This window comes from Streptomyces apricus (assembly GCF_008369065.1).
Lineage (GTDB): Bacteria > Actinomycetota > Actinomycetes > Streptomycetales > Streptomycetaceae > Streptomyces > Streptomyces apricus.
The window spans coordinates 839,939-853,552 of the sequence record NZ_VDFC01000046.1 but is presented as its reverse complement, the minus strand read 5'-3'; the positions used below and the strand labels follow the sequence as shown (position 1 = coordinate 853,552).

The 13,614-nt window shown below is 71.6% G+C and carries 7 protein-coding genes and 1 pseudogene; 6 read left to right on the top strand and 2 right to left on the bottom strand.

Going from position 1 to position 13,614, the window contains the following annotated elements; translation table 11 throughout:
- Nucleotides 1–3 precede the first annotated feature (3 nt).
- The 6 genes from FGF04_RS23935 (at nucleotide 4) to FGF04_RS23910 (ending at nucleotide 11,920) form a co-directional block, all read left to right on the top strand.
- Entirely contained in the window at nucleotides 4–924 is a 921-nt protein-coding gene (locus FGF04_RS23935) for a sugar ABC transporter permease (RefSeq protein ID WP_149513334.1), read from the top strand.
- Nucleotides 925–1,056: 132 nt separating this feature from the next.
- Nucleotides 1,057–2,742 (top strand): glycoside hydrolase family 13 protein, encoded by a 1,686-nt coding sequence (locus FGF04_RS23930; protein ID WP_149513333.1) that lies wholly within the window; start codon nucleotides 1,057–1,059, stop codon nucleotides 2,740–2,742.
- A 133-nt stretch (nucleotides 2,743–2,875) separates the two neighbouring features.
- Nucleotides 2,876–4,258 carry an alpha-amylase gene (locus tag FGF04_RS23925; RefSeq protein ID WP_149513332.1) on the top strand — a complete coding sequence of 461 codons (1,383 nt, stop codon included), beginning with the start codon at nucleotides 2,876–2,878 and terminating at the stop codon, nucleotides 4,256–4,258.
- 163 nt (nucleotides 4,259–4,421) lie between these two features.
- A complete protein-coding gene (pulA, locus tag FGF04_RS23920; RefSeq protein ID WP_408055665.1) occupies nucleotides 4,422–9,818 on the top strand; it encodes a pullulanase-type alpha-1,6-glucosidase in 5,397 nt (1,798 codons plus the stop codon).
- A 70-nt stretch (nucleotides 9,819–9,888) separates the two neighbouring features.
- Entirely contained in the window at nucleotides 9,889–11,532 is a 1,644-nt protein-coding gene (locus FGF04_RS23915) for a fused response regulator/phosphatase (RefSeq protein ID WP_149513330.1), read from the top strand.
- 31 nt (nucleotides 11,533–11,563) lie between these two features.
- Complete coding sequence (locus FGF04_RS23910) at nucleotides 11,564–11,920, top strand: 5-carboxymethyl-2-hydroxymuconate Delta-isomerase (RefSeq protein ID WP_149513329.1); 357 nt, start codon at nucleotides 11,564–11,566, stop codon at nucleotides 11,918–11,920.
- A gap of 29 nt (nucleotides 11,921–11,949) precedes the next feature.
- Here FGF04_RS23910 and FGF04_RS23905 read toward each other — a convergent pair whose 3' ends face one another.
- Both FGF04_RS23905 and FGF04_RS23900 read right to left on the bottom strand, forming a co-directional pair.
- Nucleotides 11,950–12,642 (bottom strand): TetR/AcrR family transcriptional regulator, encoded by a 693-nt coding sequence (locus FGF04_RS23905; protein ID WP_149513328.1) that lies wholly within the window; start codon nucleotides 12,640–12,642, stop codon nucleotides 11,950–11,952.
- 41 nt (nucleotides 12,643–12,683) lie between these two features.
- Nucleotides 12,684–13,614, bottom strand: a pseudogene (locus FGF04_RS23900) (hypothetical protein); the annotation flags it as partial.

Below are 13,614 nucleotides of genomic sequence, written 5' to 3'. Positions count from 1 at the left end.
CCCATGAGCACCACGAGCACCACGACCGTCACGAACCCCGCCCCGGCCGACCAGGACCCTGCGGGCACCGCCCCGGCGCGCAGGCCCCGGCGGCGCGGCGAGAACAGCCTCGCCACCACCCTCACCTCGCACGGCGTCCTGACCGTCGCGAGCCTGATCGCGCTCTTCCCGATCGTCTGGCTCGTCTACCTGTCGCTCGGCCCGGACAAGGACGACTACCTGCACCCGGAGGACATCTGGGGCAAGATGACGCTCGACAACTACGCGTTCGTACTGCAGCACACGCCGTTCTTCGACTGGCTGAAGAGCACGCTCGTCGTGTCGCTGGGCACGACCGTCATCGGCGTCATGGTGGCCGCGACCACCGGCTACGCGGTCTCGCGCATGCGCTTCCCCGGCTACCGCAAGTTCATGTGGGTGCTGCTGGTGACCCAGATGTTCCCGGTCGCCGTCCTGATGGTCCCGATGTACGAGATCCTCGGCGAACTCCAGCTCATCGACAGCTACCTCGGCCTGGTCCTCGTCTACTGCTCGACCGCCGTGCCGTACTGCGCGTGGCTGCTCAAGGGGTACTTCGACACCATCCCCTTCGAGATCGACGAGGCGGGACGCGTCGACGGGCTGTCGCCCTTCGGCACGTTCTTCCGGCTGATCCTGCCGCTCGCCAAGCCGGGGCTCGCCGTCGCCGCGTTCTACAGCTTCATCACCGCGTTCGGCGAGGTCGCGTTCGCCTCGACGTTCCTGCTGTCCGACACGAAGTACACGTTCGCGGTGGGGCTGCAAAGCTTCGTCAGCGAGCACGACGCGCAGCGCAACCTGATGGCTGCCACGGCTGTGCTGGTGGCCATTCCGGTGTCGGCGTTCTTCTATCTGGTGCAGAAGAACCTGGTCACCGGGCTGACCGCGGGCGGCACGAAGGGGTGACCGTCCGGTGGCCCCGGGCCGTCGCCCGGCCGACGGCCCGTCGTGGCTGGTCGCGCAGTTCCCCGCGCCCCTGACGGGGCGCCCCGTCGCGTCGAAACTGACCGAATGACTCCGTTACGTATCAAGGAAGCCATGAGCCAGCAGCACTCCGCCGACCCGGCGCCGAACTCCGCCCTCGCCACCGTCGCCGACCGCCGCGACTGGTGGCGGGACGCGGTGATCTACCAGGTCTACCCCCGCAGCTTCGCCGACAGCAACGGCGACGGCATGGGGGACCTGGAGGGCGTACGTGCCCGACTCCCGTACCTGCGCGACCTCGGCGTGGACGCCGTGTGGCTCAGCCCCTTCTACGCCTCGCCGCAGGCCGACGCCGGCTACGACGTGGCGGACTACCGGGCCGTCGATCCCATGTTCGGCAACCTGCTCGACGCGGACGCGCTGATCCGCGACGCGCACGGACTGGGCCTCAGGATCATCGTCGACCTCGTCCCCAACCACTCCTCCGACCAGCACGAGTGGTTCAAGCGGGCCCTCGCGGAGGGCCCGGGCTCACCGGCCCGCGAGCGCTACCACTTCCGCCCGGGCAAGGGCGAGGACGGCGAACTGCCGCCCAACGACTGGGAGTCCATCTTCGGCGGCCCCGCCTGGACCCGGGTCACCGAGCCCGACGGCACCCCCGGCGAGTGGTACCTCCACCTCTTCGCGCCCGAGCAGCCCGACTTCGACTGGAACCACCCGGCGGTCGGCGACGAGTTCCGCTCGGTGCTGCGGTTCTGGCTCGACATGGGCGTCGACGGCTTCCGCATCGACGTGGCGCACGGCCTGGTGAAGGCGGAAGGGCTGCCCGACCTCGGATCCCACGAGCAGCTGAAGCTGCTGGGCAACGATGTCATGCCGTTCTTCGACCAGGACGGGGTGCACGAGATCTACCGCCAGTGGCGCCTGGTGCTCGACGAGTACGCGGGCGACCGCATCTTCGTCGCCGAGGCATGGACGCCGACCGTCGAGCGCACCGCCAACTACGTGCGCCCCGACGAACTGCACCAGGCCTTCAACTTCCAGTACCTGAGCACCCACTGGGACGCCGGGGACCTGCGCGCCTGCATCGACCGCACCCTGGACGCGATGCGGCCCGTGGGCGCCCCCGCCACCTGGGTGCTCTCCAACCACGACGTGACCCGGCACGCCACGCGGTTCGCCAACCCGGCCGGGCTCGGCACCCAGATCCGTCTCGCCGGGGACCGGGAACTGGGCCTGCGCCGGGCGCGCGCCGCGACGCTGCTGATGCTCGCGCTGCCCGGGTCGGCGTACCTGTACCAGGGCGAGGAGCTGGGCCTGCCGGACGTCGTCGACCTGCCGGACGAGGTGCGCCAGGACCCGGCGTACTTCCGCGGCGCGGGCCAGGACGGGTTCCGCGACGGCTGCCGGGTGCCGATCCCGTGGACCCGCGGCGGTTCGTCGTACGGCTTCGGCAGCGGCGGCAGCTGGCTCCCGCAGCCGGCCGGCTGGGGCGAGCTGAGCGTGGAGGCGCAGACCGGCGTCGCGGGCTCGACCCTGGAGCTGTACAGGACCGCGCTCGCCGTGCGCCGTGAGCGGACCGAGCTCGGCGCGGGGGACCGGGTGGAGTGGCTGACGGCACCCGAGGGCGTCCTGGCCTTCGGCCGCGGGGCGTTCACCTGCACCACCAACACCCTGGGCGAGACGGTGACCGTGCCCGCGTACGGGCGCGTGCTGCTCGCGAGCGGCGAGGTGGCCGTGGCGGACGACGGCACGGCGGAGCTGTCCGCCGACACCACCGTGTGGTGGATCGCCGTCTGACTTTTCCTGTAAGGAGTTTCAGGAAATTTCAGAAGCCCGTCTTCCCCTTTGGGAGGCGGGCTTCTACGATCTGCGGCACCGCACCGCTGTTGAATCTTGCAGCAAGAACCTTCAACGGAGAAGGGACCCCCACATGGCCAAGAGAGCTCTCTCCTGCGCGCTCGCCCTGGCGGCCGCCGCGTTCGCCGTCCCCACCGGCATCGCCGGCACCGCCCACGCCGCCCCGCCCGGCACCAAGGACGTCACCGCCGTCCTCTTCGAGTGGAACTTCGCCTCCGTGGCCAAGGAGTGCACCAACCGGCTGGGCCCGGCCGGCTACGGGTACGTCCAGGTCTCCCCGCCCGCCGAGCACATACAGGGCGCGCAGTGGTGGACCTCGTACCAGCCCGTCAGCTACAAGATCGCGGGCCGCCTCGGGGACCGCACCGCCTTCCAGAACATGGTGAACACGTGTCACGCGGCCGGCGTCAAGGTCGTCGCCGACGCCGTGGTCAACCACATGTCGGCGGGCAGCGGCACCGGCACCGGCGGCTCGTCCTACACCAAGTACAACTACCCGGGCCTGTACTCCGCGCCCGACTTCGACAACTGCACCTCCCAGATCAGCAACTACCAGGACCGCGCCAACGTCCAGAACTGCGAGCTCGTCGGGCTCGCCGACCTGGACACCGGCGAGGAGTACGTCCGCTCCGCCCTCGCCAAGTACCTCAACGACCTGCTCTCCCTGGGCGTCGACGGCTTCCGCGTCGACGGGGCCAAGCACATCCCGGCCGCCGACCTCGCCAACATCAAGGGCCGGCTGAGCAACCCGTCCGCGTACTGGAAGCAGGAGGTCATCTACGGCGCCGGCGAGGCCGTCCAGCCCACCGAGTACACGGGCACCGGCGACGTCCAGGAGTTCCGCTACGCCTTCGACCTCAAGCGGGTCTTCAACAACGAGAACCTCGCCTACCTGAAGAACTACGGCGAGGGCTGGGGCTACATGAACAGCGGCGTCTCGGGCGTCTTCGTCGACAACCACGACACCGAGCGCAACGGCTCCACGCTCAGCTACAAGGACAACGCCACCTACACCCTGGCCAACGTCTTCATGCTGGCCTACCCCTACGGCGCGCCCGACATCAACTCCGGCTACGAGTTCTCCTCCACGGACGCGGGCCCGCCCAACGGCGGCACCGTCAACGCCTGCTGGCAGGACGGCTGGAAGTGCCAGCACGCCTGGCCGGAGATCCAGTCGATGGTCGCCTTCCGCAACGCCGTGCGCGGGCAGTCCGTCACCAACTGGTGGGACAACGGCAACGACGCGATCGCGTTCGGCCGCGGCAGCAAGGGCTTCGTGGCCGTCAACCACGAGTCGTCCTCGCTGACCCGCACCTACCAGACCTCGCTCGCGGCCGGCACGTACTGCAACGTGCAGGCCGGCACGACGGTGACGGTGAACGGGTCGGGGCAGCTGACCGCCACCTTGGGCGCCAACACCGCCTTGGCTGTGTACGCCGGCAAGTCCAGCTGCTGATTCGTCTGCGGGCCGGTGGGGGCCGGTCGCTCAGTTCCCCGCGCCCCTAGGCACCTAGGGGCGCGGGGAACTGCGCAATTTTTGACCGGTACCGACCCCGGACAAGCACTGTAAAAACTTTCCGCTCTTTGCATCCTTCTTGCTGAAAGGCATCCTCGTGGTCCTGACACCGAGACGGCCCGCGCGCAGACGGGTCGCGGCCATAGCCGTGGCCGCTCTCGCGGCAGCGCTCGTCCAGCCCCTCGCGGCCCGGGCGGCGGCCCCGCCCGCGCCCCCGTCGGACGCGGCGCTGGCGAAGACGCCCGCCCGCAACGACCTGACGCGAGAGCAGTTCTACTTCGTCCTGCCGGATCGTTTCGCCAACGGTGACCAGGCCAACGACAGGGGCGGTCTCACCGGCTCCCGGCTGGAGACCGGCTACGACCCCACCGACAAGGGCTTCTACCAGGGCGGCGACCTCAAGGGCCTGACGAAGAGGCTCGACTACATCAAGGACCTCGGCACCACGGCCATCTGGCTGGCGCCGATCTTCAAGAACCAGCCCGTGCAGGGCACCGGCAAGGACGCCTCCGCCGGCTACCACGGCTACTGGATCACCGACTTCACGCAGGTCGACCCGCACTTCGGCACCAACGCCGACCTGGAGCGGCTGATCGACAAGGCCCACGGCAAGGGCATGAAGGTCTTCTTCGACGTCATCACCAACCACACGGCGGACGTCGTCGACTACGAGGAGAAGTCCTACTCGTACCTCTCCAAGGGCGCCTTCCCGTACCTGACGAAGGACGGCGAGCCCTTCGACGACGCCGACTACGCGGACGGCCAGCGGAAGTTCCCCGCCGTCGGCAGCGGCACCTTCCCGCGCACGCCCGTCGTGCCCGCCGCGAAGAAGAACGCCAAGGTGCCGTCCTGGCTCAACGACCCGTCGGTGTACCACAACCGCGGCGACTCGACCTTCGCCGGCGAGAGCTCCACGTACGGGGACTTCTCCGGGCTCGACGACCTGTGGACCGAGCGCCCCGAGGTCGTCACCGGCATGGAGAAGATCTACCAGCGGTGGGTGCGGGACTTCGACATCGACGGGTTCCGCATCGACACCGTCAAGCACGTCAACATGGAGTTCTGGACGCAGTGGGCCACCGCCCTCGACGCCTACGCGGCGAAGCACGGCCGTGACGACTTCTTCATGTTCGGCGAGGTCTACTCGGCGGACACGTCGATCACCTCCCCGTACGTCACCGAGGGCCGCCTCGACTCCACGCTGGACTTCCCCTTCCAGGACGCGGCCCGCGCGTACGTCTCCCAGGGCGGCAGCGCACAGCGCCTGGCCTCGGTCTTCGGCGACGACCACAAGTACACGACGGACAAGGCCAACGCGTACGAGCAGGTCACCTTCCTCGGCAACCACGACATGGGCCGCTTCGGGACCTTCCTGAAGCAGGACGACGCGGGCGCCTCCGACGCGCAGCTGGTGAAGAAGGCGGAGCTCGCCAACGAGCTGATGTTCCTCAGCCGCGGCAACCCGGTCGTCTACTACGGCGACGAGCAGGGCTTCACCGGCGCGGGCGGCGACAAGGACGCCCGCCAGAGCATGTTCGCGTCGAGGACCGCCGACTACCTGGACGACGACCAACTCGGCACCGACCGCACGCACGCCGAGGACGCGTACGGCACGCGTGCGCCCCTGTACCGGCAGATCGCCGCGCTCGCGAAGCTCCGCAAGGACAACCCGGCCCTCGCGGACGGCGTGCAGACGCAGCGGTACGCGGCCGACGGCGCCGGGATCTACGCCTTCTCCCGCACGGACGCGAAGACCGGCGTCGAGTACGTGGTCGCCGTGAACAACGCGGACGCGGCGAAGTCCGCCACCTTCGCGACCGGTTCGGCGGGCACGGCCTTCCGCGGCCTGTACGGCACCGACGGCATGCTGAGGAGCGGCTCCGACAAGAAGGTCACCGTCACCGTCCCGGCCGGCTCCGCGGTTGTCTTCAAGGCCGCGGAGAGGATTCCCGCGCCCACGGCCGGGCCGACCGTCACCTTGGAGGCTCCCGCCGCGGGCGCCACCGGCACCGTCGAGGTCTCCGCCGGCACCGGCGGCGGACAGCTCGACCGCGTCGTCTTCGCCGCCCAGGTCGGCGACGGCAGATGGCGCACGCTCGGCTCCGCCGACCACGCCCCCTACCGGGTCACCCAGGTCCTCGGCGAGGACGTGCCCGCCGGGACCGCCCTGCGCTACAAGGCCGTCGTCGTCGACGCGGCCGGCCGCACGGCGAGCGCGACGGCCGCCTCCACCACCGGCACCCCGCCTGCCGAGGAGGTCCCGACCGCCTCCTCGCGCGACTACGCGGTCGTCCACTACAAGCGCGCGGACGGGGACTACACCGACTGGCGGCTCTACGCCTGGGGCGACCTCGCCGAGGGCGAGGAGACCACCTGGCCGGCGGGCCACGACTTCGTGGGCCGCGACGCCTACGGCGCCTTCGCGTACGTCAAGCTCAAGCCCGGCGCCTCCACCGTGAACTTTCTCGTGATCGACAAGGACGGCACCAAGGACGTCTCCGCCGACCGCACCATCGACGTCACGAAGACGGGCGAGGTCTGGGTCGAGCAGGGCAAGGAGGCCGTACGGACCGAGAAGCCGGCCGCCGACTATCCGGCACCGGACAAGAGCAAGGCGGTCCTGCACTACCACCGCGCCGACGGGAAGTACGACGGCTGGGGCCTGCACACCTGGACCGGCGCGGCGAACCCCACCGACTGGTCCAGGCCCCTGGAGCCGGTGCGTACCGACGCGTACGGAGCCGTCTACGAGGTGCCGCTCGCCGAGGGCGCGACGAGCCTCAGCTACATCCTCCACAAGGGCGACGAGAAGGACCTGCCCACCGACCGGTCGCTCGACCTCACGGCGAACGGCCACGAGGTGTGGATGCTGGGCGGCCAGGAGAAGTACCTCCTGCCGCAGCCCGCGGGCAGCGCGGCCGCACTGGACCTGACCACCTCCAAGGCGGTCTGGATCGACCGGAACACGGTCGCGTGGAACGGTGACGAGACCGCCGCGTCGACCCAGCTGCTGTCCTCGCGCAAGGGCACGATCAAGGCCGAGGGCGGCACGCTCACCAGCACCGACGAGCGGTGGCTGCGGCTGGCGAAGACCTCGCTGACCGACGCCCAGAAGGCCGCCTTCCCGCACCTCGCGAAGTACACCGCCTGGTCCGTCGACCCGCGCGACCGCGACCGGGTGCGCGAGGCCCTGCGCGGCCAGCTGGTCGCCTCCCAGCGCGCCGCCAACGGGGCCGTGCTCGCGGCGACGGGCGTGCAGATCGCGGGCGTGCTCGACGACGTGTACGGGACGGCCGCCACGAAGGCCGACCTCGGCCCGACGTTCCGCGGCGGCCGGCCCACCCTGGCCGTCTGGGCGCCGACCGCGCAGGAGGCCTCCCTGGAGATCGGCGGCAGGGCCGTGCCCATGAAGCGGGACGCCGCCTCCGGCGTCTGGTCCGTCACCGGGCCGTCTTCCTGGAAGAACAAGCCCTACCGGTACGTCGTGAAGGTGTGGGCGCCCAGCGTCCGCGAGGTCGTCACCAACAAGGTCACCGACCCGTACTCGGTCGCCCTCACCGCGGACTCCGAGCGCAGCCTCGTCGTCGACCTGGCCGACAGGTCCCTCGCCCCGGGCGGCTGGTCGGGCCTGAAGAAGCCGAAGGCCGTGCCGCTGAAGGACGCGCAGATCCAGGAACTGCACGTGCGCGACTTCTCCGTCGCCGACCGGACCGTCCCGGCGAAGGACAAGGGCACCTACCGCGCCTTCTCCGACCGGGACAGCGCGGGCTCGAAGCACCTCAGGAAGCTCGCGGAGGCCGGGACCTCGTACGTCCACCTGCTGCCCGCCTTCGACATCGCCACCATCCCCGAGAAGAAGGCGGACCAGGCGAGCCCCGACTGCGACCTCGCCTCCTACGCCGCCGACTCCGACAAGCAGCAGGAGTGCGTGGCGAAGAGCGCCGCGAAGGACGCGTACAACTGGGGCTACGACCCGTACCACTACACGGTGCCCGAGGGCTCGTACGCCAGTGACCCCGACGGGACGCGCCGCACGGTCGAGTTCCGGCAGATGGTCAAGTCGCTGAACGAGGACGGCCTGCGGGTCGTCATGGACGTGGTCTACAACCACACCCCGGCGAGCGGACAGGCCGGCACGAGCGTCCTCGACCAGCTGGTCCCCGGCTACTACCAGCGCCTCCTCGCCGACGGCTCGGTCGCCACCTCCACCTGCTGCGCCAACACGGCACCCGAGAACGCCATGATGGGCAAGCTGGTCGTCGACTCCCTCGTCACCTGGGCCAGGGAGTACAAGGTCGACGGGTTCCGCTTCGACCTGATGGGCCACCACCCGAAGGCGAACATCCTGGCCGTCAGGAAGGCCCTCGACGCGCTGACCCTCGCCAAGGACGGCGTCGACGGCAAGAAGATCGTCCTGTACGGCGAGGGCTGGAACTTCGGCGAGGTCGCGGACGACGCCCGCTTCGTCCAGGCCACCCAGAAGAACATGGCCGGCACCGGCGTCGCCACCTTCTCCGACCGGGCCCGGGACGCCGTGCGCGGCGGCGGCCCCTTCGACGAGGACCCGGGCGTCCAGGGCTTCGCCTCCGGCCTCTACACCGACCCCAACCCCGCGGCCGACAACGGCACCGAGGCCGAGCAGAAGGCCCGCCTGCTGCACTACCAGGACCTGATCAAGGTCGGCCTGACCGGCAACCTCGCCGGCTACACCTTCACCGACAGCGCGGGCAAGGAGGTCAAGGGCTCCGAGGTCGACTACAACGGAGCACCCGCCGGATACGCGGACGCGCCCGGTGACGCCCTCGCGTACGTGGACGCGCACGACAACGAATCGCTGTTCGACGCGCTCGCGTTCAAGCTCCCGAAGGACACCCCGGCGGCCGACCGGGCCCGCATGCAGGTCCTCGCCATGGCCACGGCCGCCCTGTCGCAGGGCCCGGCGCTCTCCCAGGCGGGCACCGACCTGCTGCGCTCGAAGTCGCTGGACCGCAACTCCTACGACAGCGGCGACTGGTTCAACGCGATCCACTGGGACTGCCGGGACGGCAACGGCTTCGGCCGGGGGCTGCCGCCGGCCGCCGACAACGCGGCCAAGTGGCCCTTCGGCAAGCCCCTGCTGACGTCCGTGGAGGTGGGCTGCCCGCAGATCGAGGGCGCCTCCGCCGCGTACCGGGACCTGCTGCGGATCCGCGCCGGCGAGAGCGACTTCGGGCTCGCGACCGCCGCACAGGTGCAGTCGAAGCTGTCGTTCCCGCTGTCCGGCCAGGACGAGACGCCCGGCGTGATCACCATGGAGCTCGGTGACCTCGTCGTCGTCCTCAACGCGACCCCGCGGGCGCAGGAGCAGCAGGTGCCGGACCTGAAGGGCACGCCGTACGCCCTGCACCCGGTGCAGGCCGGCGGCGCGGACCCCGTCGTCAAGTCCGCGTCCTACCACGCGCGGACCGGCACCTTCGACGTTCCCGCACGGACCGTGGCCGTCTTCTCCCGGACCTCCTGACGGGGCACTACCTTGGTGGGGCGGCCCCGGGACCCCGGACCGCCCCACCAGTGTGTCCAGAGGCTGGCAGATGGACGTCAACGGCAAACGGACAGACGCGACCGTCCTGCTCGTGGACGACACGGCGGCGGGTCGGTACGCCATCGGCGCGCTGCTGCGCCGGGCCGGCCACCAGGTCGTCGCGGTCGCCACCGGCCACGAGGCCCTCGTCGAGCTCGACGCACGGCTGCGCAGGGGGATCCTGCCCGACGTGGCCCTCGTCGACGTGGACCTGGCGGACATGGACGGCTTCGAACTGTGCCGCCGCATCAAGGCCCGCCCGCACATGGCCCACCTGCCCGTCGTGCACTTCTCCGCCTCCTCCGTCTCCCCGGGAGACCGCTGCCGGGGGCTTGAGGCGGGCGGCGACGCGTACCTGACGGTGCCGACCGAACCCGAGGAGATCGACGCGGTGGTCCGGGCCGCCGTCCGCAGCGCCCGGCTGCGGGCCGACGACCAGGCGCTGGCCAGGCGGCTGACCCTGCTGTCGGAGACGATCGTCACCATCCAGGCGGCCCGCTCCCTGCAGGAACTCGCCGACGCCGCCGCCAACGGCACCGCGCGCCTCACCGGCGGACCCGCCGCCGTCTTCTTCCTCGGCGCGGACGACGAGCTCTACCGCGGCACCTCGAAGGACCGCAGCTCGCTCGCGCCGCCCGACGAGGGCGCCCACCGGGCCGTGGCCGGCCTGCTCAGGCGGCTCACCCGCGGGCAGTCCGGGGTGCAGATCACCACGGTGCCCGCGCCGCTGTGGCCCGCCGGGTTCTTCCGGCCCGGCGTGCAGCACGACGCCCGGCTGGTCCTCAACCTCACCCAGGACGGCAAGGCCGCGGTGTGCCTGGCCACGCCCACCCGCGGGGTGCGCGCGCTCGCCCCGGAGGAGGAGACCCTGGTGGCCCGGCTCGCCCAGGCCACCGCGCTCGCCGCCGAACCGCTGCTCATGTACCAGGTCGAGCGGCACGTCGCCCTCACCCTCCAGCACAGCTTCCTGCCCCAGCCGCACCGGCTGCCCGAACTGCACGGCCTCGACACCGTGGTCCGCTACGTGCCCGCCTCCCAGCAGACCGAGATCGGGGGCGACTTCTACGCCGTGCTGCGCACCGGCGAGGGCGCGCTCGCCGCGGTCGGCGACGTCGTCGGGCACTCGCTGGACGCCGCCACCGTCATGGTCGAGATCCGGCACGCGCTGCGCGCCTACTGCGTCGACGAGAGCGACCCGGCGGCGCTCGCCGAGCGCCTGGACCGGATGCTCCAGCACTACCACCCCGCGCTGACCGCCACCGTCTGCCTGGTCCTCGTCGACCCCGCCACCGGGCGCACCCGCATCGCCAACGCCGGTCACATCCCGCCGCTCGTCATGCGGGGCAACGGCACGGCCGACTACGTCAAGGCGTCCGGGCCGCTGCTCGGCGTGGGGCTGCCGCACCCGGCGCCCACCGAGCTGTTCCTCGAAGCGGGGGACCGGCTCCTCATGGTCACCGACGGGCTGATCGAGACCCGCGGCACCGACCTCGCGGTCTCCATGGAGCACCTCCGGGCGGCCTGCGCGGGAGCGCCGCCCGGTCTGGAGGCCCTGTGCGACACGCTGCTCGACTGCTTCGGGCACGAACGGGAGGACGACATCGCGATGCTCGCGCTGCAACCGGCGCCCCGGGCGCCGTCCGGCCGAGGTTAGGGTGAGCCCCGTCGCCTAGCAGGGAGTGCCCATGCCGCAGATCACCGTCGACTACTCCGCCCCGCTCGCCGAGGGCTTCGACCGGCAGGGGTTCGCCGTCGCCCTGCACGCCGTGGTGGTGGAGACGGCCGCCGCGAAGAGCGAGGCGTGCAAGTCGCGCTTCCGGGCCGTCGACGACGTCGTGGTCGGGGCGCAGACGGCCGGGCACGCGCTCGTGCACGTCTCGCTGGCGCTGCTGCCGGGACGCTCCGACGAGGTGAAGTCCGCGCTGACCTCACGGACGCTGGAGCTGGTGCGGGCGTACGTGAAGCCGGTGGACGGGGTGGCGCTGCACGCGTCCGCGGAGGTGCGTGACCTGGAGCCGTCGTACCAGAAGTTCGTGGACTGACCGTCCGCACCGCCGGATGCGGACAGGTCCTAGCCGGCCAGGTTCACCAGGCCGGCCACCAGGTTGGCGAACGGGCTGTCCGCCGGGTCCTCCCCGGCCAGGGCGGCGCGCAGGACCGCCGCCGTCTCCGGGTCCGCCGCCGCGCTCACCGCCGCCAGGGCCGCGAAGTCGTGCACCAGCTGGACCTCCAGCTCGGCGCGCGGGATGCGGCGGCCGTCCAGCCAGAGCAGGGCGGTCGCCTCGGCCAGCGCAATCCACGAGCGGACCACCAGTTCCAGCCGGGCCGGCGGCCGTTCGATCCGCAGATGGGACAGGATCTGCTGGTACGCGGCCTGCCGCACCCCGTCGATCAGGGCGTTCGCGGTCGTGGAGCCGGCCGCCGGGCCGCCGCGCATCAGCGCCGAGAAACCGGGCCCGTGCTCGTCGACGAAGTCGAAGAAGCGCCGCATCACCCGCAGCAGCCGCGCCCCCAGCGGCCCTTCCGGCGGTTCAACGAAACGTTCCGCCAGATCGTCCGAGGCACGCCTCAGGGCCGCCTCGTACAGGCTGAGTTTGCCGGGGAAGTAGTGGTAGACCAGCGGTCGTGAGATGCCCGCGGCCGAGGCTATCTCGTCGATGGACACGTCGTCCGGCGAGCGCCGGCTGAACAGGTCGAGGGCGACACCGATCAGCTGCTGCCGTCGTTCCTCGACACCCATCCTGCGGCGCACCCCGGTAGTCATACGACCACCCTACCGACCGGTCCCGGCGTCGAACGCCCCTCTCAGCGCAGGCCCGTGATCTCCCGTCCGCCCTCCAGCGTCCCCTCCAGGCCCGCCTGCGCGCCCTGTTCGGCGCGCACGGCGAGCAGGCTGCCCTGGGCGGACCCGCTGACGCCGCCGGTCGCCCGGATCGACGCGGTGTCCCGGGCGCCGGCCGCGAGGAGGTACCAGTCGCCCCCGGCGGACTTCCACAGCGCGCCCGCCAGGACGTGCGGGTCCTTCGCACCGCAGGCGGACGCGTTCTCCGCCTTCGCCACCACCGAGCCGAACCGCTGCCCCGGCGCGTGGAACTGGGCGAGCACCCGCGGGCCGCCGCCGCGCCAGGTCTCCGCACGCGTGCACAGCCAGTCCGCGGTGCCGCTCGCTCCGGGCAGCGACTGGCGGGCGTAGCGCCAGGAGTTGACCGAGCGCACGCCTTGGCCGCGGGCGTCCGCGAGGGAGCAGGCGAGCGGGGACCAGTCCGCCGCCGAGGCGTCGCGCACCGCTCCGGGACGGCCCGCGGTGAGCCGGGCGGGCGTCAGCTCCCCGAGGTCGGTCGCCAGCCGGGTGCCGGTGCGGTCCATCAGCTCCAGCACGTTCCAGGAACGGCACGCGCCGCTCTGCAGGGCCGGGCTCGCGAACGGCTCGGTCACCCCGTCCGCCGAGCGGGTCAGCTCGGTCGTACCGGCCGCGCCGGAGGCCTTCAGCAGGTCGCGCACGGCGACGGTACGCACCCACGGCGCCGTCAGATAGCGGACGTTGCCGTCCGAGCGGCCCAGGACCACCGCGTCCGCGTCCGCCGCCGTGGCGCCGTCGACCCGCGCGAAGTCGAGCGCGGCGCCCCGCGTGCCCTCCTTCGCCTCGGCGTACCGGGCGATGCGCAGGCCGTCGTACAGCAGCACGACCCGGCTCTGGTCGACCACGCCCGCGTACAGCAGCTGGGGCGGGCCGGGC

Bases quoted from the DNA above. Each gene is read 5' to 3' on its own strand.
- FGF04_RS23910 (WP_149513329.1), top strand. From the start codon at position 11,564: ATGCCGCAGATCACCGTCGACTACTCCGCCCCGCTCGCCGAGGGCTTC.
- FGF04_RS23915 (WP_149513330.1), top strand. From the start codon at position 9,889: ATGGACGTCAACGGCAAACGGACAGACGCGACCGTCCTGCTCGTGGAC.
- FGF04_RS23935 (WP_149513334.1), top strand. From the start codon at position 4: ATGAGCACCACGAGCACCACGACCGTCACGAACCCCGCCCCGGCCGAC.
- FGF04_RS23925 (WP_149513332.1), top strand. From the start codon at position 2,876: ATGGCCAAGAGAGCTCTCTCCTGCGCGCTCGCCCTGGCGGCCGCCGCG.
- FGF04_RS23930 (WP_149513333.1), top strand. From the start codon at position 1,057: ATGAGCCAGCAGCACTCCGCCGACCCGGCGCCGAACTCCGCCCTCGCC.
- FGF04_RS23905 (WP_149513328.1), bottom strand. From the start codon at position 12,642: ATGACTACCGGGGTGCGCCGCAGGATGGGTGTCGAGGAACGACGGCAG.